The sequence below is a fragment of the Actinomadura coerulea genome, assembly GCF_014208105.1.
In the GTDB taxonomy this organism is placed as follows: domain Bacteria; phylum Actinomycetota; class Actinomycetes; order Streptosporangiales; family Streptosporangiaceae; genus Spirillospora; species Spirillospora coerulea.
Window position 1 is genome coordinate 7541079 of record NZ_JACHMQ010000001.1, and the last position, 19346, is coordinate 7560424.

Annotated in this window: 18 protein-coding genes; 9 read left to right on the forward strand and 9 right to left on the reverse strand. The window is 73.0% G+C overall.

The genetic code is table 11. The features are described from left to right. Positions 1 to 5 precede the first annotated feature (5 nt). Positions 6 to 1295 (forward strand): threonine ammonia-lyase, encoded by a 1290-nt coding sequence (gene ilvA / locus BKA00_RS35020; RefSeq protein ID WP_185032381.1) that lies wholly within the window; start codon positions 6 to 8, stop codon positions 1293 to 1295. Positions 1296 to 1367: 72 nt separating this feature from the next. Here ilvA and BKA00_RS35025 read toward each other — a convergent pair whose 3' ends face one another. The 6 genes from BKA00_RS35025 to hppD form a co-directional block, all read right to left on the reverse strand. Continuing rightward, a complete protein-coding gene (locus BKA00_RS35025) occupies positions 1368 to 2789 on the reverse strand; it encodes a M1 family metallopeptidase (RefSeq protein ID WP_185032384.1) in 1422 nt (473 codons plus the stop codon). A gap of 137 nt (positions 2790 to 2926) precedes the next feature. Then, the gene (locus BKA00_RS35030) at positions 2927 to 4402 is read right to left on the reverse strand and encodes a M1 family metallopeptidase (protein ID WP_230298962.1); all 1476 of its coding nucleotides are present in this window, start codon (positions 4400 to 4402) and stop codon (positions 2927 to 2929) included. A gap of 102 nt (positions 4403 to 4504) precedes the next feature. After that, positions 4505 to 6127, reverse strand: a complete 1623-nt coding sequence (locus tag BKA00_RS35035; protein ID WP_185032385.1) for a M1 family metallopeptidase — start codon at positions 6125 to 6127, stop codon at positions 4505 to 4507. Positions 6128 to 6207: 80 nt separating this feature from the next. Then, entirely contained in the window at positions 6208 to 7140 is a 933-nt protein-coding gene (locus BKA00_RS35040) for an RDD family protein (protein WP_185032387.1), read from the reverse strand. A gap of 97 nt (positions 7141 to 7237) precedes the next feature. Further along, the gene (locus BKA00_RS35045; RefSeq protein ID WP_185032389.1) at positions 7238 to 8032 is read right to left on the reverse strand and encodes an RDD family protein; all 795 of its coding nucleotides are present in this window, start codon (positions 8030 to 8032) and stop codon (positions 7238 to 7240) included. A gap of 133 nt (positions 8033 to 8165) precedes the next feature. Continuing rightward, complete coding sequence (gene hppD / locus BKA00_RS35050) at positions 8166 to 9257, reverse strand: 4-hydroxyphenylpyruvate dioxygenase (RefSeq protein WP_185032391.1); 1092 nt, start codon at positions 9255 to 9257, stop codon at positions 8166 to 8168. Positions 9258 to 9385: 128 nt separating this feature from the next. Here hppD and BKA00_RS35055 point away from each other — a divergent pair, with 128 nt between their 5' ends. Further along, positions 9386 to 9892 (forward strand): Lrp/AsnC family transcriptional regulator, encoded by a 507-nt coding sequence (locus tag BKA00_RS35055; protein WP_185032393.1) that lies wholly within the window; start codon positions 9386 to 9388, stop codon positions 9890 to 9892. A 73-nt stretch (positions 9893 to 9965) separates the two neighbouring features. Here the strand turns inward: BKA00_RS35055 and greA are convergent, their stop codons facing one another. Then, positions 9966 to 10466 (reverse strand): transcription elongation factor GreA, encoded by a 501-nt coding sequence (greA, locus tag BKA00_RS35060; protein WP_179843970.1) that lies wholly within the window; start codon positions 10464 to 10466, stop codon positions 9966 to 9968. A 198-nt stretch (positions 10467 to 10664) separates the two neighbouring features. Continuing rightward, entirely contained in the window at positions 10665 to 11048 is a 384-nt protein-coding gene (locus tag BKA00_RS35065) for a DUF4307 domain-containing protein (protein ID WP_185032395.1), read from the reverse strand. 201 nt (positions 11049 to 11249) lie between these two features. Here BKA00_RS35065 and mca point away from each other — a divergent pair, with 201 nt between their 5' ends. Genes mca through BKA00_RS35080 form a run of 3 tightly spaced genes read left to right on the forward strand, consistent with a single transcriptional unit; the run spans position 11250 to position 12965 of the window. Next, a complete protein-coding gene (gene mca / locus BKA00_RS35070) occupies positions 11250 to 12113 on the forward strand; it encodes a mycothiol conjugate amidase Mca (RefSeq protein WP_185035231.1) in 864 nt (287 codons plus the stop codon). Continuing rightward, entirely contained in the window at positions 12113 to 12346 is a 234-nt protein-coding gene (locus tag BKA00_RS35075) for a hypothetical protein (RefSeq protein WP_185032397.1), read from the forward strand. Before mca ends, BKA00_RS35075 begins: the two co-directional genes overlap by 1 nt. A 55-nt stretch (positions 12347 to 12401) precedes the next feature. Then, a complete protein-coding gene (locus BKA00_RS35080) occupies positions 12402 to 12965 on the forward strand; it encodes a tetratricopeptide repeat protein (RefSeq protein ID WP_185032399.1) in 564 nt (187 codons plus the stop codon). A 54-nt stretch (positions 12966 to 13019) separates the two neighbouring features. Here the strand turns inward: BKA00_RS35080 and BKA00_RS35085 are convergent, their stop codons facing one another. Continuing rightward, a complete protein-coding gene (locus tag BKA00_RS35085; RefSeq protein WP_185032401.1) occupies positions 13020 to 13496 on the reverse strand; it encodes a pyridoxamine 5'-phosphate oxidase family protein in 477 nt (158 codons plus the stop codon). A 79-nt stretch (positions 13497 to 13575) separates the two neighbouring features. Here BKA00_RS35085 and BKA00_RS35090 point away from each other — a divergent pair, with 79 nt between their 5' ends. The 4 genes from BKA00_RS35090 (at position 13576) to BKA00_RS35105 (ending at position 19324) form a co-directional block, all read left to right on the forward strand. Beyond that, the gene (locus BKA00_RS35090) at positions 13576 to 14511 is read left to right on the forward strand and encodes a ribonuclease Z (RefSeq protein WP_185032403.1); all 936 of its coding nucleotides are present in this window, start codon (positions 13576 to 13578) and stop codon (positions 14509 to 14511) included. A 24-nt stretch (positions 14512 to 14535) separates the two neighbouring features. Continuing rightward, positions 14536 to 15909, forward strand: a complete 1374-nt coding sequence (locus BKA00_RS35095) for a dihydrolipoyl dehydrogenase family protein (protein WP_185032405.1) — start codon at positions 14536 to 14538, stop codon at positions 15907 to 15909. Between the two features lie 31 nt (positions 15910 to 15940). Then, complete coding sequence (locus BKA00_RS35100; RefSeq protein WP_185032406.1) at positions 15941 to 17926, forward strand: thioredoxin domain-containing protein; 1986 nt, start codon at positions 15941 to 15943, stop codon at positions 17924 to 17926. 210 nt (positions 17927 to 18136) lie between these two features. Beyond that, a complete protein-coding gene (locus BKA00_RS35105) occupies positions 18137 to 19324 on the forward strand; it encodes a C40 family peptidase (RefSeq protein ID WP_185032408.1) in 1188 nt (395 codons plus the stop codon). Positions 19325 to 19346 lie beyond the last annotated feature (22 nt).

Sequence of the window (19346 nt, forward strand, 5' to 3'; positions counted from 1 at the left end):
AACGCATGAGCGAAGCGGCCCGGGGGGTGTGGGGGGCCGGCCCCCCGCGAGCGAGTACGAGCGGCGCCGGTCCGGCCTCCGTCGGCGTCGACGAGGTCCGCGCCGCCCGGGAGCTGCTGGGCGGGGTGGCCGTGCCGACGCCGCTGATCCCCTCCCGGGCGCTGTCGGAGCAGATCGGCGGGCCCGTCCTGCTGAAGTGCGAGAACCTGCAGCGCACCGGCTCCTTCAAGATCCGGGGCGCGTACGTGCGGATCGCGCGGCTGAGCGAGCGCGAGCGGGCGGGCGGCGTGGTCGCGGCGAGCGCGGGCAACCACGCGCAGGGCGTGGCGCTCGCCGCCTCGATGCTCGGCTGCAAGGCCACGGTGTTCATGCCGGTCGGCGCCCCGCTGCCGAAGATCGCCGCGACCCGCGGCTACGGCGCCGAGGTCGTCTTCCCGGGGCCGACCGTGGACGAGTGCCTCGTCGCCGCGCAGGAGTACGCCGACGAGTGCGGCGCGGTGTTCATCCACCCGTTCGACCACCCCGACGTCGTCGCGGGGCAGGCCACGATCGGCCTGGAGGTCATGGAGCAGTGCCCGGAGGCGCGGACGATCGTGTCGCCGGTGGGCGGCGGCGGGCTGCTGGCCGGGGTCGCGGCGGCCGTGAAGGGCCTGGTGAAGGAGACCGGCGGCGGGGACGTCAAGCTCGTGGGAGCGCAGGCCAAGCGGGCCGCGGCGTTCCCGCCCTCGCTCGCGGCGGGCAGGCCCACCCGGATCGGGATCGAGCGCACGATGGCGGACGGCATCGCGGTCGGCCGTCCCGGCCGCCTGACCTACGCCATGTTCACCGAGCTGGTGGACGCCGTCGTCACCGTGACCGAGGAGTCGATCTCCCAGGCCCTGCTGCTCTGCCTCGAACGCGCCAAGCAGGTCGTCGAGCCCGCGGGGGCGGCGGGCGTCGCGGCCCTGCTGGAGCACGCCTACGCCGTCGAGCCGCCGGTCGTGGTGCTGCTGTCGGGCGGCAACATCGACCCGCTGCTGCTGTCGAAGGTGCTGCGGCACGGGCTCGCGGGCGCGGGGCGGTACCTGGTGGTCCGCTGCCGCCTGAAGGACCGTCCGGGCGCCCTGGTGACCCTGCTGAGCGAGCTGGCCGAGCTGGGCGTCAACGTCCTGGACGTGATGCACGAGCGCATGGCGGCCCGCCTCCACGTCGAGGAGGCCGAGGTGCTCATGCACCTGGAGACCCGCGGCGCCGACCACTCCGAGGACGTGATCGGCCGCCTAAGAGAAAAGGGCTACACCCTCACCCTGAGCTAGCGGCGTCGACTTGCGGCGTGTCGCCCTTATGCGAGCCCTGATAAGGGCAACACGCCGCAAGTCGACGGGGAGCTAGAGGGACGGCTTGCCCTCGGAGTAGAGCCACGCCTTGGCCCACGTCTCCAGGTTCTCGCCCGAGAGGCGCTCGGCGAAGCGGACGAAGTCCTTCGTGGAGGCGTTGCCGTACCGGTGGGCCGCCGGCCACGCCTTCAGCAGGTCCGAGAACGCCCGCTCGCCGATCTTCGTGTGCAGCACGTGGACCGCCATCGCGCCGCGGTCGTAGACGAGCCCGTCGAAGATGTGGTCGCGGCCCGGGTCGGCGACCCTGCCCGTCCACAGGCCGTCGCTCGCGGGCGTGGCGTAGGTGTCGTCGAACTGCTTCTGGACGGACGGGCCGCCGTGCGCCGCCGCGTACAGCCACTCGGCGTACGTCGCGAAGCCCTCGTTCAGCCAGATGTCGGCCCACTTCGCCGGGGACACCGAGTCGCCGAACCACTGGTGGCCCAGCTCGTGCGCGAGCAGGCTGGTGCTCGGGACGCTGCCCGGACGCCGGCCGAGGTCGTACACGGGCCGGCCCTGCGTCTCCAGCGCGTACCCGACGCCCGCCTTCACGACGATCCCGCCCGTCGAGGTGAACGGGTAGCGGCCGAAGAGGCCGTTCTGGAAGTCGGTGACCTCGGCGGTCTGGTCGTGGAACTTCTTCGCGTCCTCGGGCTTGATGGCCATCGCCCGGTCGGTGGCGGTCAGGTTGGGGACGCCCGCCTTCGTCCGTCCGGTGACCACGTCGTAGCGGCCGATGGCGATCATGGCGAGCTCGCTGGCCATCGGGTTGCGGACGTCCCAGCGCGTGGTCGTCCAGCCGCCCGTGGTCCGCTTGCCGCGCGGGTCGCCGTTGGCGAGCGTGGTGAGGCCGCTCGGGGCCGTCAGCGTGTAGGTGTAGGTCGCCTTGTCGGTGGGGTGGTCGTTCACCGGGTAGACGGTGGCCGCGCCGAACGGCTGGTTGAGCATCACCGCGCCGTCGGGGGTCGGCACCCAGCCGGACACCCCCAGCGCGTCGTCGTTGACCGTCTGCGGCACGCCGGAATACGCCACGGTCACGGTGAAGGTGCGGCGGTTCCGGATCCCCTTGCGCGGGGTGATCACCAGTTCCTGGGCGCCCGTCCGCGCGTAGGTCGCGTCGCGGCCGTCGACCTTCAGCGAGGAGATCTTCAGCGGGCCGAGGAAGTCCAGGTCGAACCGGGACAGGTTCTGCGTCGCCCGCGCCGTCACGCGGGTCACCGCCTGGATCCCCTTGGTGGCGGGATCGTATTTCAGGCCGATGTCGTAGTGGGCGACGTCGTAGCCGCCGTTGCCCATGTCGGGGAAGTAGGGGTCGCCCGCGCCGGGCGCCCCGGGGGTGAACCGCTCGGCGGCGCCGGCGGGCGCCGCGGTCACCGCGAGGCTCGCCGCGACGCCCAGCGTCACGGCCGCCAGCGCTCTGGGGGTTCTGCTCATCGACCTCGTCCTCGGTAGCCTCGGTGGACCGTCATGACCGCGCCTAAGACTTTCTCGTGAAGCGGGTCCGCACAAGCGCGATTTGATATCGAATCTGCCGGTCAGGTGAGGTATTTGTGGCTGGGCCCGCCATCCGGTCACCAACTCAGCGGTTTGGTCTCCGAACGGAGCCACGTCTGGAACAGCGTCGTGAGCCTTTGGCCCGAGACCCGTTCGGCCAGCGCGGTGAACTGCGGCGTCGTGGCGGTGGAGTGGCGGTGCTCGGCCGTCCAGGTCCGCAGGATCGTGAAGAACGCCTTGTCGCCGACCCGGTCGCGGAGCGCCTGGAGCGTCATCGCGCCGCGGACGTACACGGAGAAGCCGAACATCTTCGCGGCGCCCGGCGCGCCCGGCGGGGGGCTGAAGATCGGCGAACTCGCGGGCAGCGCGTAGTACCGCTTGAAGACGTCCTTCGCCGATTCCTTCCCGGTGCGCTCGCGCCAGAGCCACTCGGCGTAGGTCGCGAAGCCCTCGTTCAGCCAGATGTCGCTCCAGTCGCGCAGCCCGACGCTGTCGCCGAACCACTGGTGGGCCATCTCGTGGACGATGAAGCCGTCGTCCGGCGCGAAACCGCCATAGACGGGGCGTTCCTGGGTCTCCAGGGCGTAGCCCAGCTTCGGGTCGTCGACGATGCCGCCCGCCGTCGCGAACGGGTACGGGCCGAAGAGCGGCGCCGCCCACCTCATCACCCTGACGGTGGTGCTCTCCAGGCGCTCGGCCGCCGACCGGAACGCCGGGTCGACGGCAGTGATCACAGGGACGCCGCCCACCGCGGTCCGCCGCATCCGGAACCGTCCGATGGCGACCGTGGCCAGGTAGCTCGCCATCGGCGCGTCCTCGGCCCACTCGTAGGTGGCGGTCGCGCCGCCGGTGCGGACGGGGCCGGGCCGCCCGTTCGCGACGGCGCGCAGGCCCTTCGGAACGGTGATGCGGAACGCGTACGTGGCCTTGTCGCTGGGATGGTCGTTCACCGGCAGCCAGGTGGAAGCGCCGTCCGGCTCGGAGGCGACGACCGCGCCGTCCTTGCTCGGGACCCACCCGTAGGCGCCGTACGTCTTGTCCCCGACCGGTGCCGGCGTGCCCGCGTACCGGACGGCGACCCGGAACGCCCGCCCGGCGCGGATCGGCTCGGCGGGCGTGATCACCAGCTCCCGGCCCGCGCGGCGGTGGCGGGCCTCCCGGCCGTCCACCGCGACGGAGACGATCGGCGGCCCGCGGAAGTCGAGGTCGAACGCGGACAGGTCCTGGACGGCGGTCGCGGTGGCCGTCACCGTCGCGTCGACCGATCCCGTCCTGGTGCCCGCGTAGGCCAGCGCGACGTCGTAGTGGGCGACGTCGTAGCCCCCGTTGCCCGCGCCCTCGAAGTAGCGGTCGCCCACCCCCGCCGCTCCCGGCGAGGGCGTGCGGCGATGCGGCGACGGCGGTACGGCGGGCGGCAAGGGCTGTGGACAAGGTGCGGCCGCCCGCCGCTCCGCCGCGGCGTCCGGTTCCGCGGACGCGGACGCGGCGCCGGGCGACCCGGCCAGGAACGCGACGGCCAAGGCCGCGGTCATCCGCCGAGAAGGCCCGTTCATCAGGCCGATGATGGCGGCGCGCCCGCCCCGCCGGCCGGCGACCGGCCGGGCTTTGCGCACTCCTTGCCCGGCCTTCGCCCGCGGCGGACCCGGGTCACGCCGTCACTTGGACGGGCGCCCCTTCTTGTACAGCCAGGCGTCGAAGAACGAGTCCAGCTTCTTGCCGGACACCCGGTTCGCCGTCTCGACGAACTGCTTCGTCGTCCCGGTGGCGTGCCGGTGCTCCTTCGTCCAGGTCTGGAGGATCTTGTAGAACACGTCCTCGCCGACCCGGTCGCGCAGCGCGACCAGCGCCATGCCGCCCCGGTCGTACACCGACCGGCCGAACATCTGCTTGCGCCCGGGGTCGCCGGGCGGGACGTCCCACAGCTCCTGGCCGCCGATGCCGTTGTAGGCCTCGTCGAAGTGCTGCTGCACCGTCTGGCCGCCGGTCTTCTCGTCCCACAGCCACTCGGCGTAGGTCGCGAAGCCCTCGTTCAGCCAGATGTCCTGCCACCGCGACAGGCTGACGCTGTCGCCGAACCACTGGTGCGCCAGCTCGTGCGCGACGATGGTCGGCTGGAGGCCGAACGCCCCGTACACCGGCCGCGTCTGCGTCTCCAGCGCGAAGCCGACGTCGGCGTTGTCGATCAGGCCGCCGGTCGAGGAGAACGGGTACGGGCCGAACAGCTTCGACCACTCGTCGACGACCCGGGCGTTCAGCTGGTGGAACTGGTCGATGTTCACACCGGAGGTGGTCGCGTCCACGGCGGTGATGTTGGGGATGCCTCCGGCCGTCCTGCCCGTCCGCACCGAGAACCGGCCGACGTCGACCGTCGCCAGGTAGGTGGCCATCGGGTCCTTGACGCGCCACTTCGAGGTCGTCGTGGCGCCGGCACCGGCGCGGTGGGCGACCGGCACGACCCCCGGCCCGTCCGTCGGCTCGGTGGCCGGGGGCTCGGTGGGCGGGGGCTCGGTGGGCGGACCGCCGGGCAGGCCCGGCGGCGTGCCCGTGCCCGGCGCCCCGCCGCCGGAGTCCTGCGGCGGCGAGTCGGGCTCCCCGTTGGCGATGGCCGTCAGCCCCTGCGGGACCGTGATCTCGAAGTCGAAGGTGGCCTTGTCGCTCGGGTGGTCGTTGCTCGGGAACCAGGTGTGCGCGCCGCTCGGCTGGCACGCGACGAAGACGCCGTCGGACGTGCGGATCCAGCCGTACCGGCCGAGCACCGGGTCCGACACCGGCTGCGGCGTCCCCGAGTAGGCGACCACCGTGGTGAAGGTGCTGCCCTTCTCCAGGGCCTTGGCGGGCGTCACCTCCAGCTCGCCGCCGCCGCGCTGCTGCCGCGCCGGCGCGCCGTCCACCTTGATGGAGGACACGTCCAGGCCGGTCAGGTCGAGGTTGAACCGGGCGAGCCTCGCGGTCGCCCTGGCGGTGATCGTCGCGACGCCGTCGAGCTGCTTCGGGCCGTCGGGCGTGATCGTGAGCTTCAGCCCGTAGTGCTGGACGTCGTAGCCGCCGTTGCCGTTGCCCGGCACGTAGTCGTCGCCCGCGGTGGTGGGGCCCGCCGGGCCGTTCACCGCGGGACCCTTGGGCGGGCCGGACGCGCCCGGGTCGTCGAACGGGGCCTGGCAGGCTGCGGTCAGCGCCCCCGCGACCGCGAGGGCGGCCAGCCCCGGAACGCCGCGCGCCGCGGCGCCGCGGACGGCCCTTGGGCCGTTACGACGGGGACTGGGTGAGTTTCCGGCCATATGCACGCCGTCCAGCCTGCCCGGACGAGACCCCGCCCGGCAACTCGGACGGCGCCGGAACCCCCGCCGCCGGGGCGGTGTCAGCGATGGGCGTAGGGATTTGGGCGGTACGGGTCGGCCTTCACGACCACCGTTCGCGCCACCTTGCAGTGCAGCGCCTGCTTGCGCTGGTCCCACAGGATCCACGCGACGTCGATCAGACCGATGCACCCGCAGACGCCGCCGAGCACGCTGTAGAACGCCGAGCGCCCCGCGGCCTGGCCGGTGGTGATCGCCTGCCCGTCGTCGGCCCGGACGACCCGCGTCCGCACCAGCATCTTGCCGAGCGTCTGCCCCCACTTCGCGTGCATCAGCCAGAAGTAGAAGAACGCCAGCACGACGCTGATCGCGTTCGTCCCCACCCGGGCGCCGTCGTACATGGAGGTGCCCGGCTCCGGGTTGACGACGTTGTTCCAGTTGACGAACGGGATCGAGATCAAGCCCGTCACGATGCCGATGATGACGAGGTCGACGATGCCCCCGCCGAGCCGTGCCCAGCGGCTCGCCAGCTCCCCGGAAGGATGCGCGTACCCGCCCGCCCCGTAGCCGGGATGCGGCTGCCCGTACCCCGGCTGGGCGCCGTACGGTTGCTGCTGCCACTGGCCCTGCTCGCCGTACGGCTGTTGCCCGTACTGCTGCTGCCCGTACTGCTGCTGCTCTCCGTAGGGCTGCTGTCCGCCGTAGGGCTGCTGTCCCCACTGCTGCCCGCCCCACTGCTGCTCTCCGTAGGGCTGCTGGCCGTACTGCTGGCCCCCGGGCGGCTGTTGCCCCCCGGGCGGTGGCTGCTCGCCGTACGGTGGCCGCTCGCCGTAAGGGGGCTGCTCACCGTACGGAGGCTGCCGTCCCTGGGCAGGTTCCCCGTACGGCTGTCCACCGCGGTAGGGGCCCGGCCGGCCGGGCTGCTCCTGCTCTCCGTGCGGCCGGTCGTCCTCCGGCTCTCGCCCGGACGCGGGGTCGTGCGGCGGTTGCGTCATGCCGTGAGGGTCGCCGCGTCACCGCGGCCCAACCCTGCCGCGCCCGGGTGGAGCCGGAATGTTTACCCCCGCGTGGCCGGCCCTTGCCGGGCCGCCTTCAGGACGGGGTCCGCTCGCGGGCGTACGGGTTCGGCGTCCACGGCGTCGCCTTCACCACCACCGTCCCGGCCACCTTGTCGTGCAGCGCCTGGCGCCGCTCGTCCCACAGGATCCAGGCGTTGTCGAGCAGGCCGACGAGCCCGAGGATCCCGGCGGCGGGCGTGACGAGGTTCAGCGCCCCCGTCGCGATGCTGATGGCGTAGACGAAGGCCTGCCGGCCGAGGGCCTGCCCCCAGCTCACCGCCGACAGGTCGGAGGCCCGTACCAGCCGGATGCCGAACGCCTTCTTGCCGAGCGTCTGCCCCCACCGGGCGTGCAGGACGGTGAAGTACGCGAAGCCCAGCAGGAACGCGATCGCGTACCCGGTGACCAGGCGCGGGATGTCGTAGAGGTCGAAAGGGTTCGTCATCGGCTCGCCGGACTCGGCCATGTCCCGCACCCGGTCCCAGCGGATCGAGAACAGGACGGCCGGCGTCGCCGCGATGCCGATGACGAAGCTGTCGAGGATTCCCGCGCCGAGCCGCACGAGCCGTCCGGCGGTCATGTCCTGGGGGCCCTGCGGGCCGGGGTGATGGTAGCCGGGAGGGCCGTAGCCCGGGACGGGCGGCGCCTGCGGCGGCGGGGCGCCGGGGTGTCCGTGCCCCGCCCCCGGGACGGCCTGGGGCGGAGGCCCGCCGTACGAGCCCTGGTAGGGCGGCGGGCGTTCGGGCGAGGCGGGGGCCTCGCCGGCGGGCTGGTCCGGGGGCTGCCAGCCGTTGTCCGGCTTCGGGGTGTCCTGGGGTGGTTCGCTCATGGCCCCACAGTGTGCCGGGTGCGGGCGGCGCGCGGCCGCCCGGGCGGCGACCGGCCCCGGACGCGGGCGCGTCCGGGGCCGGTCCCCGGGTCCGGGCGCCGCGGCGTCGAGGCTCGCCGCGGCGCCGCGGGCGTCACAGGTTGCCGCGGCGCTCCTGCTCCCGCTCGATCGCCTCGAACAGCGCCTTGAAGTTGCCCTTGCCGAAGCCGAGCGACCCGTGCCGCTCGATCAGCTCGAAGAACACGGTCGGGCGGTCCTGGACGGGCTTGGTGAAGATCTGCAGCAGGTAGCCGTCCTCGTCCCGGTCGACCAGGATCCGGCGCTTCTGCAGCTCCTCGATCGGGACCCGGACCTGGCCGATGCGCTCGCGCAGCTCGGGGTCCTCGTAGTAGGAGTCGGGGCTCTCCAGGAACTCCACGCCCGCGGCGCGCATCCTGTCGACCGACGCCAGGATGTCGTTGGTGGCGAGGGCGATGTGCTGGACGCCCGGCCCGCCGTAGAACTCCAGGTACTCGTCGATCTGCGACTTGCGCCTGCTCTCCGCGGGCTCGTTCAGCGGGAACTTCACCTTGCGGGTGCCGTCCGCGACGACCTTGGACATCAGCGCCGAGTACTCGGTCGCGATGTCGTCCCCGACGAACTCCGCCATGTCGGTGAAGCCCATGACGCGGTGGTAGAAGTCGGCCCACTCGTCCATGCGCTCGACGTTGCCGACGCAGTGGTCGATCGCCTGGAAGAACCGCTTGTCCACCGGCTCCACGATGGGCTCGGCGGGCTCGAACCCCGGCAGGTAGGGGCCGGTGTAGTTGGAGCGGTCGACCAGCGTGTGCCGGGTGTCGCCGTAGGTGGCGATCGCCGCGACCGTCACCTTGCCGTACCTGTCCTCCAGGACGTGCGGCTCCTCCAGCCCGGTGGCGCCCTTCGCGAGCGCGTGCCGGTAGGCGTGCTCGACGTCGGGCACCTCGATCGCGAGGTCCACCACGCCGTCGCCGTGCTCGGCGATGTGCCGGCCGATCTCGGTGCCCGCCTTCACCGGGCCGCGGAACACGAACCGGGCGCCGCCCGATTCCAGCACGTGCACCGCCTCGTCCGGGCTGCCGTTCTCCGGGCCCCGGTAGGCGACCCTGCGCATCCCGAACGCGGTCGAGTAGTAGTGGGCGGCCTGTTTGGCGTTGCCGACGGCGAAGACGACGGCGTCCATACCCTTGACCGGAAACTCATCCATGCCACCTAATCTCGGCATATGGCTGCAAGGTGCGCAAGAGCGGGCTGAACCACTGGTCAATCTGTACAGTACAAACGCGACACGACCGGTCGCTCTGTACATGGTGACCACGACCACAGGAGGGTGCCGTGCCGATCGACGAACTGGACGGCCGGCTGATCGAGCTGTTCGCCGCCGAGCCCAGGGTCGGCGTCCTGGAGGCGTCCCGGCGGCTCGGGGTGGCGCGCGGCACCGTGCAGGCGCGGCTGGACCGGCTCGCGCGGGACGGCGTCGTCGCGGGCCACGGCCCGGAGATCGACCCTGCCGCGCTCGGCTACGGGGTGACGGCCTTCGTCACGCTGCAGCTGCGGCAGGCGGGCGGCCACGACCCGGTGGCGGCCCGGCTCGCCCAGGTGCCCGAGGTGATCGAGGCCCACACCATCACCGGCCCCGGCGACATGCTGTGCCGCGTCGTCGCGCGCAGCAACACCGACCTCCAGCGCGTCATCGACGTCATCGTGGACGTCGCCGGCGTGGAGCGCGCCTCCTCGGTGATCTCCCTCGCCACCCAGATCCCGTACCGCACCCTGCCCCTCGTCCGCGCGGTCTCCGACCCCGCCCGGGCGCGGGCGCCCCGCGGAGGGGCGCCCGGGTAGGGGCGCACAAGCAACGACCGCCGGGCGGAACCCGCCCGGCGGTCTTCACCTCCGCAGTGCCTGAGGACGGCGGCTACGCGCCGCCGTAGGGGGTGGCGTCGAGGACCTCCACGGTCATCGAGCGGCCGTTGGGGAGGTTGTAGGTCGCCTTCTCGCCGACCTTCTTGCCGTCGATGGCGGCACCGAGCGGCGACTTCGGGGAGTAGACGTCGATGGGGGCGCCGACCTCCTCGCGGGAGGCGAGCAGGAACGTCACCTCCTCGTCGTCGCCCTCGAACGAGACCGTGACGGTCATGCCGGGCCCGACGACGCCCTCGGTGCGGGGGGCCTCGCCGACGCGGGCGTTCTCCAGGATGCCCTGGAGCTGGAGGATCCGGCCCTCGATCTTGCCCTGCTCCTCCTTGGCCGCGTGGTAGCCGCCGTTCTCGCGCAGGTCGCCCTCCTCCCGCGCCGCCTCGATCTTCTGAGCGATCTCGATGCGGCCCGGGCCCGACAGGTGGTCCAGCTCAGCCTTGAGCCGGTCGTACGCCTCCTGGGTGAGCCAGGTGACGTTGTCAGCGCGGGTCTCGGTCACGGGTACTCCTCATCCACATGGGTGCGAACTCACCCGCGTCCGCGGGCGGGCGTCACATCGACATGAAGTGCGGCTGGGTGAAACCTCAAGCCTATCCGGTGTGTGCGGGTAAAGGTTCCCTGAACACGGCGTCCGCAATCCGCCAAACCGTGTCTCGTCACTCACCGGGCGTATCGGTCGGCCGGTGGCGGCAGGGTGTCAGACCTTCCGGCAGTCGCGGATCCGGGCGCCGGTGGCCCGCCGCGGTGTCGACAGCGTCTCCGTCCCCTTCACGCTGGACGTCCCCGGCGGGGCGGAGACCTCCTTCTGCGCGAGCACGGCGAAGTCGGTGTCGTAGGCGTCCACCGTGCAGCGCACGTCGTCGCCCTTCCCCTTGGCCACCGTGTAGTTGATCTCGACCGACGTGTCGGTGATGTCGTAGGTGACGGTCTGCGGGACGATCCCCGGCGTCTGCCCCGTGTGCGCTGCGAGGACGCCGAAGCCCGCCGCCATCACCGCCGCGAGGAGGCCGACGGCCGCCAGGCCGAGGCGGCTCCGCCGGGACTCGGCCGGAGCCGCTGCTTTCGACACGCTCGTCGTCATGGCGGGAATCCTCGTGCGGGGTTTCGGTGTTGTCAGGGACAATTCATTCTCGTCTGTCATGGCGCGTGCCTCGAACCGGGGGCCGCTCAACAGTCCGGAGAGGGAGACCCCCAAGTGTCCGAGGTCATCGACGGTACGTCCGACGTCTTCGACGACGCGGCGCTCGAACGGCCGTGCGGCGGCGACGAGCCCCTTCGTCTCATGGCGGTGCACGCGCACCCCGACGACGAGTCCAGCAAGGGCGCGGCCACGATGGCGCGCTACGTGGCCGACGGCGTCGAGGTCCTCGTCGTCACCTGCACCGGCGGCGAGCGCGGCGACATCCTGAACCCCGCGATGGACCGCCCCGAGGTCAAGGCCGACATCGGCAAGGTCCGCGAGGCGGAGATGGCGCGGGCCCGCGAGATCCTCGGCGTCGGGCAGCGCTGGCTCGGGTTCGTCGACTCCGGCTTCCCCGAGGGCGACCCGCTGCCGCCGCTGCCGGAGGGCTGCTTCGCGCTGGAGCCGCTGGAGACCGCCGCCGAGCCGCTGGTGCGCGCGGTCCGCGAGTTCCGCCCGCACGTGATGCTCACCTACGACGAGAAGGGCGGCTACCCCCACCCCGACCACGTGAAGTGCCACGAGGTGTCAGTGGAGGCGTTCGAGGCCGCGGGCGACCCGGAGCGCTACCCGGGCACGGGCGACCCGTGGCAGCCGCTGAAGCTCTACTACCACATGACCTTCAGCAAGGGCCGCATCCTCGCCCTGCACGCCGCCATGGAGAAGGCCGGCCTCGAGTCGCCCTACGGCGACTGGCTGAAGCGGTTCGAGGAGGAGGGCGACGAGCGCGCCCGGTGGGAGGTCACGACGCGGGTGCCCTGCGCCGACCACTTCGAGACCCGGGACCAGGCCCTGCTCGCCCACGCCACCCAGATCGACCCGAACGGGTTCTGGTTCGTCGTCCCGCTGGACGTCCAGCGCGAGGCATGGCCCACCGAGGACTACCATTTGGCCAGGTCCCTGGTCGACACGGAACTGCCGGAGGACGACCTGTTCGCCGGCATCCGGGAGAAGGTGTGTCTGTGATGCCTGCCGTCTACGCCATGCCGCTGAACGACGACACGGTCAGCCCCGGCATGCTCGGCTTCGTGGTGTTCCTCCTCCTGCTGGCCGCGACGGTCTTCCTGATCCGTTCGATGGGCAAGCAGATGAAGAAGATCCAGGCGCCCCGCGAGGCGGACCTGAGGCAGCAGGAGTGGGAGCGCGCGGAGGCGGCCAAGGCCGGTACGGCGGCCAAGGGCTCCGACGACGACGCCTGATCCCGCCCGGCCCCTGCGCCGGTTGGAGTCCGCCCCTCCGGGGAGGACCCTCCACGTGCGCGCGAACTCCGATGACGCCGACCGGGACCTCCCGCCCGCGGCGCTGCGCCGCGCCCTCGACCGCCATCTCGCCGGGACGACCGGCGGCGAGGGGGCGGTCGGGGCCGAGGGGCGGGCCCTGCTGGAGCGGGAACGCTGGGCCGAGGCCGCCGAGATTCTGGAGGAGGCCCTGGGCCTCGCCGAGCGGGGCGGCGACCCCCGCAGGGTCCTGGCGGCGCGCCACGATCTCGCCCGTGCGCTGATCGGCGTGGGGGACCTCGACCGCGCGATCGGGCTGCTCGGCCCGCTGCCGGACGAGTTCGCCGCACTGCCGGAGCCGGACGAGCACGCGCGGGCCCGCGCGCTGGAGAGCCTCGGCGAGGCCTACCTGCGCGCGCACCGTCCCGTCGCGGCCCTCAACTTCTTCGGCCAGGCCCTGGAGATCCTGCGCGGGCTGGGCGCGGTCGACGGGCAGGCGGCGATGTTCGTCCACATCGCCGACGCCGCCCGCCTCCGCGGCGACGACGCGGCCGAGCGCGCCGCCCTGGACCGCGCCGCGGAGCTCGTCCGCCAGTCCTGACCCGCCCGGTCCGACCCGCCCGGTCCGACCCGCCCGGTCCGACCGGCCCGGCGGCTACACCTTGCGGTGGTCCCAGCTGACGACCCGCTCGGGATCCATGAGGATGAGGACGCGCTTGGCCAGCGCCTGCTCGATGCCCTCGGCGATGACCGGGTCGACCGGCTCGCCCAGCTTCGGGACGGGCAGGCCCGCCATCCGGGAGCCGACGACCATGCCGACCTTGGACCGCGGCCCGGGGTCCTCGACGACCAGGCCCCGCCCGTACAGGGCGACGCCGCGCAGCTCGCCGTACTCCACGCCGTCCTCGACCAGGCACGTCATGACCGGATTCCGGCGCAGGTTGACCACCTTCTGCGAGGACTTGTACGTGGTGAAGGCGATCTTGCCTTCGTACAGCGTGTAGAACATCGTCACCAGGTGGGGCTCGCCGTCCTTGCCGACGGTCGCGACCTGCACCTTGAAGTTGGCGGCGAGGTACTCCGCCACCTCCTCCGGCGACATCTTGATCTTGTCGCGCTTGCTAGCGGCCAACGGGGCCTCCCAGAGTCGTCTGCATCGTGCACAGAATAACCAAGCGCTTGCCCGGCCCTTCGACCGGCACCATGGGGGCATGTCCGTTCGCGATCTCACCGTCCTCGGCTCCGCCAGCGCGGTGCCCACCAGGTCCCGCAACCACAACGGCTATCTGCTGCGCTGGGACGGGCACGGCGTCCTGTTCGACCCGGGGGAGGGCACGCAGCGGCAGATGACGCACGCGGGGCTCTCCGCCAACGACGTGACCTGGATCTGCGTGACGCACTTCCACGGCGACCACTGCCTCGGCGTGCCGGGGATCGTCCAGCGCATCGCCCGCGACGGCGTCGCGCACCCGGTGGACGCGGCGTTCCCGGCGAGCGGCCGCCCCTACTGGGAGCGGCTGCGGCACGCGACCGCGTTCCGCGACACCGACGTCATCCGCGAGCGGCCGGTGTCCGGCGAGCGGATGGAGCTCGACACCGGCGACGCCCCGTTCACCCTGGTCGCGCGGCGGCTGTCGCACCCCGTCGAGGCGTACGGGTACCGGCTGGAGGAACCGGACGGCGTGACGATGCTGCCGGACGAGCTCGCCGCGCGCGGCGTCAGGGGGCCGCTGATCCGCAGCCTCCAGGAGGAGGGACGGGTCACCACGCCCGCCGGCGGCACGGTCACGCTCGCCGAGTGCAGCGTGACCCGCCCCGGGCAGAAGGTCGCGTTCGTCATGGACACCCGGCTCTGCGACGGCGTCCGCGAACTGGCCGCCGGGGTGGACATGCTCGTCATCGAGTCCACCTTCCTGGGCGAGGACGCCGCCCTGGCCGCCGAGTACGGGCACCTCACCGCCGCCCAGGCGGGCGCGGTGGCGGCGGAGGCGGGCGTGGGGCGGCTCGTCCTGACCCACTTCTCCGAGCGCTACCCCGCCGCCGACGAGCACCGCTTCGCGGACGAGGCGGCCGCCGCGTTCGGCGGCGACATCACCCTCGTCCGCGACCTGGACCGGATCCCGCTGCCGCCGCGCCGTCTGACCTGAGGGAGGGTGGGCAGGACCCAGGGCATGGCTGACGAAGTCGATGTCGTGGTGATCGGTCTCGGGCCCGGGGGCGAGGACGCCGCGGGCAGGCTCGCCGAGGCGGGCCTGTCGGTCGTCGGGGTGGAGTCGCGGCTGGTCGGCGGGGAGTGCCCCTACTACGCGTGCGTCCCCACCAAGATGATGGTGCGCGCCGCCGGGCTGGTCGCCGAGGCCGGGCGCGTCGCCGGCATGGCGGGCGAGGCGTCCGTCCGGCCCGCCTGGGGGCCGGTGGCCGCCCGGATCCGGGACGAGGCGACCGACGGGTGGGACGACCGGGTCGCCGCCGACCGCCTCACGGGCAGGGGCGTGCGGCTCGCGCGCGGCCAGGGCCGCATCACCGGCCCGCGCGAGGTGACGGTGGGCGACCAGGTCTTCGAGGCCCGGCGCGGCATCGTGCTCAACACCGGCACCTCGCCCACGGCGCCGCCCGTCGACGGCCTCGCGGGCACGCCGTACTGGACGAACCGCGAGGCCGTCCAGGCCGCGGAGGTCCCCGAGTCGCTCCTCGTCCTCGGCGGCGGCGTGGTCGGCGTCGAGATGGCGCAGGTCTTCTCCCGCTTCGGAACCCGCGTCACCGTCGTCGAGGCGGCCGACCGCCTGCTCCTCAACGACGAGCCGGAGTCGGGCGCCCTGCTGCGCGAGGTCTTCGAACGCGAGGGCATCGGCGTGCGCACCGGCGTGAACGTCACCCGCGTCACCCACGACGGTTCCGAGTTCACGATGCACCTCGGCGAGGAGAGTCTCGCCGCCGACCGCCTCCTCGTCGCGACCGGGCGCCGTCCCAACCTCCGGGGGCTCGGCCTCGGCGCAGTCGGCCTGGACGAGGACGCCCGCCGGATCGCCGTGGACGGCCACATGCGCGCGGCCGACGGCGTGTGGGCGATCGGCGACATCACCGGCATGGGCGCGTTCACGCACGTCTCGATGTACCAGGCGGCCGTCGCGGTCCGGGACGTCCTCGGGGAGGAGGGGCCGCCCGCCGCCTACCGCGCCGTGCCGCGCGTCACCTTCACCGACCCCGAGATCGCGTCCGTCGGCCTCACCGAGGCCCAGGCCCGCGACCAGAACCTCCCCGTCCGCACGGCCGTGACGCCGATCGCCGAGTCGACCCGGGGCTGGATCCACAAGGCCGGCAACGACGGCTTCGTCAAGCTCGTCGAGGACGTCGAGTGGGGCACGCTGGTCGGCGCCACCGCCGCGGGCCCGGCCGGCGGCGAGGTCCTCGGCTTCCTGGCCGTCGCCGTGCACACCGAGACCCCCACCTCCGCGCTCCGCGAGATGATCTACGCGTATCCCACCTTCCACCGCGCCGTCGAGTCCGCCCTGGCCGATCTCGCCGCGCTTGCGTGGGGGGAGTGAGGCGGCGGCCGGATCGGGCAGGATCGTGGGCATGAACCGGCTCAAGGACGCGACCAGCCCGTACCTGCTCCAGCACGCCGGCAACCCGGTGGAGTGGTGGGAGTGGACGCCGGAGGCGTTCGCCGAGGCCCGGCGGCGCGACGTCCCCGTCCTGCTCTCCGTCGGATACGCCGCCTGCCACTGGTGCCACGTGATGGCGCACGAGTCCTTCGAGGACGCCGAGACGGCCCGGGCGATGAACGAGCTGTGCGTGAACATCAAGGTCGACCGGGAGGAGCGCCCGGACATCGACGCCGTCTACATGGAGGCCACCCAGGCCATGACGGGCCAGGGCGGCTGGCCGATGACGGTGTTCATGACCCCGGAAGGGCATCCGTTCTACTGCGGGACGTACTTCCCGAGGGCGCAGTTCCGGGCGCTGCTCCAGGCCGTCCACAAGGCGTGGACGGAGCAGCGCGACGACGTCGCCCAGCAGGGGCAGCAGGTCGTCGAGGCCCTGACCTCGCGCGGGTCCGGCCTCGCCGGGACGGAGGCGCCCGGCGACGGCGTGCTCGCGCACGCGGTGAAGGTGCTCGCGGGCTCCTACGACGCGGTGCGCGGCGGGTTCGGCGGCGCCCCCAAGTTCCCGCCGTCGATGGCGCTGGAGTTCCTTCTGCGCCACCACGCGCGCACGGGCGACGACGAGTCGCTGGCGATGGCGTCCCGCACGCTGGAGGCGATGGCCCGCGGCGGGATGTACGACCAGCTCGGCGGCGGGTTCGCGCGGTACTCGGTGGACGAGCGGTGGATCGTCCCGCACTTCGAGAAGATGCTCTACGACAACGCGCTGCTGGCCCGCGTCTACGCGCACTGGTGGCGGCTGACGGGGACGCCGTTCGCGCGGCGGGTCGCGCTGGAGACGTGCGACTGGATGCTGCGCGACCTTCGCACCGACCAGGGCGGCCTCGCCTCGGCGCTGGACGCCGACAGCGAGGGCGTCGAGGGCAGGTACTACGTGTGGACGCCCGAGCAGCTGCGGGAGGTGCTCGGAGACGAGGGCGGCGCGTTCGCGGAGGCCCTGTTCGAGGTGACGGGGACGTTCGAGCACGGTGCCTCCGTCCTCCAGCTCCTGAACGATCCCGACGACGTCGAGCGGTACGAGCGCGTGCGCACGGCGCTGCTCGCGGCGCGCGCGCAGCGGATCCCCCCGGCACGGGACGACAAGGTGGTGGCGGCGTGGAACGGGCTCGCCATCGCGGCGCTCGCCGAGTGCGGCGCGCTGTTCGACCGGCCGGATCTGGTCCGGGCGGCCGAGGAGGCCGCGCGCCTGCTCGTGGAGGTCCATCTGCGCGACGGCCGGCTGGCGCGCACGTCCAAGGACGGGACGGCGGGCGCGAACGCCGGCGTCCTGGAGGACTACGCCGACGTGGCCGAGGGCCTGCTCGCCCTGCACGCGGTCACCGGCGACCCGCGCCGTGTGCGGTTGGCCGGTGAGCTGCTGAACACCGTCCTCGAACGGTTCGCCGACGGGTCCGGCGGCTTCTACGACACGGCCGACGACGCCGAGCGGCTGTTCCGGCGCCCGCAGGACCCCACCGACAACGCGACGCCGTCGGGGCAGTTCGCGGCGGCGGGGGCGCTGCTGTCGTTCGCCGCGCTGACCGGGTCGGACTGGCACCGGCAGGCCGCGCAGGACGCGCTGGCGCCCGCCGGGACGCTCGCGGACAAGCACGCGCGGTTCGCGGGCTGGGGCCTCGCCGTGGCCGAGGCCCTCGCGACGGGCCCGGTCGAGATCGCGGTGATCGGCGACCCGGACGACGCGCGCACCCGCGCGCTGCACCGGACCGCCCTCATGGCGGTCGCCCCGGGCGCGGTGGTCAGCGCCGGCCCGCCGGACGCCGAGGGCGTGCCCCTGCTGGAGGGGCGGGGCCTGGTGGACGGGGAGCCGGCCGCGTACGTCTGCCGGGGGTTCGTCTGCCGGCTGCCCGTGACGACCCAGGCAGAGCTGAACCGCGAACTACGTGGGCAATTGGACTGACGATCCACTTTGTGGCAACGTGACCTTGATCTCAGATGGCCGGGCTGTTACTACTGAGTAACTGGGACGCTCCTGACCTAACGGTGTGGAGCGTCCGAGGGTGTCATGAGGCCCCCCGGGTATCTGGACGATGGCCGACCATCTGGGTCATAGTCGTGTCCGGTGCACGGTGGGGAGCCGGCGCAGGGCGACCATCGAGGGAGCGTGGCAGTGGGAAAGCCGAACCGCCGGGTGCTACCGACGATCATCGGCGTCTCCGTGCTGACGACGCTCGCCGCCAACACCGCCGTCCTCGTGGCGCGCGACGAGGGCCCCGCGGACACCCGGCGCCCCGAGCAGCGCGCCCGGTTCGTGGCCGCGTCCGGCAGCACCGGCCTGTCGCCCGCGGCGGTGGCGCCGCTCGGCAGGCGGCTCACCCCGCACGTCCTCGTGGCGGCGCCGTCCACCCTTCCGGCCGACTTCGTCCAGAAGGTCCGCGGCGCCAAGGGCGTGAAGGGCGTCGAGGTCGTCGACGCCGTGCAGGGCATGGTCGCGGGCAAGCGCGTCGGCCTGCTGGGCGTCGACCCGTCCACCTTCCGCAACTACACGCCGAAGCCGACCGCCAAGTCGGACGCGCTCTGGCGCAACCTGGCCTCCGGAGACGTCGCCATCTCGTTCACGATGGGCAGCGACGGCGGTGTGAAGCTCGGCAGCCAGGTGCCCGTCGGAGGCAGGCAGCACCAGTCGCAGCTGCGGGTGGGCGCGTACGCGACGATGGGCATCAGCGACGTCGACGCGGTCGTCTCGCACGCCACCGCGCAGGCGCTCGGGCTGCCGACCGGCAACGCGATGCTGGTCAGCGTCCCGAAGACCGCGCCGAAGACGTTCATCGGGAAGCTGCGCAAGGCGCTGCCGAAGGGCGCCAGGGCCGTCGCGGTCAACCCGGAGATCGACTTCCCGAAGTCCGGCGACGTGCCGGCCGGCGACGTGCCGGCCGCCAACGGCCAGGTCATGACGGCCGGCCAGGTCCGGACGGTGATCAAGGCCGCCTACACCCGGCTCGGCTGGCCGTACGTCTGGGGCGGCGAGTCCGAGGCCGAGGGCGGCTACGACTGCTCGGGCCTGATGCAGTACGCCTTCGCCAGGGCGGGCATCCGGCTCCCGCGCGTCGCCGCCGACCAGGCCCGCGCCGGCTGGGTCGTCCCCTACAGCAAGGCCGAGCCGGGCGACATGCTCATCTGGGCCAACGACCCGACCGCGCCCGGCTACATCTCGCACATCGCCCTCTACCTTGGCCAGGGCAAGATGCTGGCGGCCCCGCGGACGGGCACGGTGGTGCAGGTCCAGAACGTCTACACCCGCAACATGCGGGGCGCCGTCCGCGTCAGCCCGAAGATGGCCGCCGCGGTGGCGCGGTGACCCGCCGGCGCTGACCCGCCCC

Coding starts and splice junctions, on each gene's coding strand:
- BKA00_RS35030 (WP_230298962.1), bottom strand. CDS start 4,402: ATGAACGGGCCTTCTCGGCGGATGACCGCGGCCTTGGCCGTCGCGTTC.
- BKA00_RS35040 (WP_185032387.1), bottom strand. CDS start 7,140: ATGACGCAACCGCCGCACGACCCCGCGTCCGGGCGAGAGCCGGAGGAC.
- BKA00_RS35045 (WP_185032389.1), bottom strand. CDS start 8,032: ATGAGCGAACCACCCCAGGACACCCCGAAGCCGGACAACGGCTGGCAG.
- BKA00_RS35075 (WP_185032397.1), top strand. CDS start 12,113: ATGCCTGCCGTCTACGCCATGCCGCTGAACGACGACACGGTCAGCCCC.
- mca (WP_185035231.1), top strand. CDS start 11,250: ATGGCGGTGCACGCGCACCCCGACGACGAGTCCAGCAAGGGCGCGGCC.
- BKA00_RS35100 (WP_185032406.1), top strand. CDS start 15,941: ATGAACCGGCTCAAGGACGCGACCAGCCCGTACCTGCTCCAGCACGCC.
- BKA00_RS35025 (WP_185032384.1), bottom strand. CDS start 2,789: ATGAGCAGAACCCCCAGAGCGCTGGCGGCCGTGACGCTGGGCGTCGCG.
- hppD (WP_185032391.1), bottom strand. CDS start 9,257: ATGGATGAGTTTCCGGTCAAGGGTATGGACGCCGTCGTCTTCGCCGTC.
- BKA00_RS35065 (WP_185032395.1), bottom strand. CDS start 11,048: ATGACGACGAGCGTGTCGAAAGCAGCGGCTCCGGCCGAGTCCCGGCGG.
- BKA00_RS35090 (WP_185032403.1), top strand. CDS start 13,576: ATGTCCGTTCGCGATCTCACCGTCCTCGGCTCCGCCAGCGCGGTGCCC.
- BKA00_RS35095 (WP_185032405.1), top strand. CDS start 14,536: ATGGCTGACGAAGTCGATGTCGTGGTGATCGGTCTCGGGCCCGGGGGC.
- BKA00_RS35035 (WP_185032385.1), bottom strand. CDS start 6,127: ATGGCCGGAAACTCACCCAGTCCCCGTCGTAACGGCCCAAGGGCCGTC.
- ilvA (WP_185032381.1), top strand. CDS start 6: ATGAGCGAAGCGGCCCGGGGGGTGTGGGGGGCCGGCCCCCCGCGAGCG.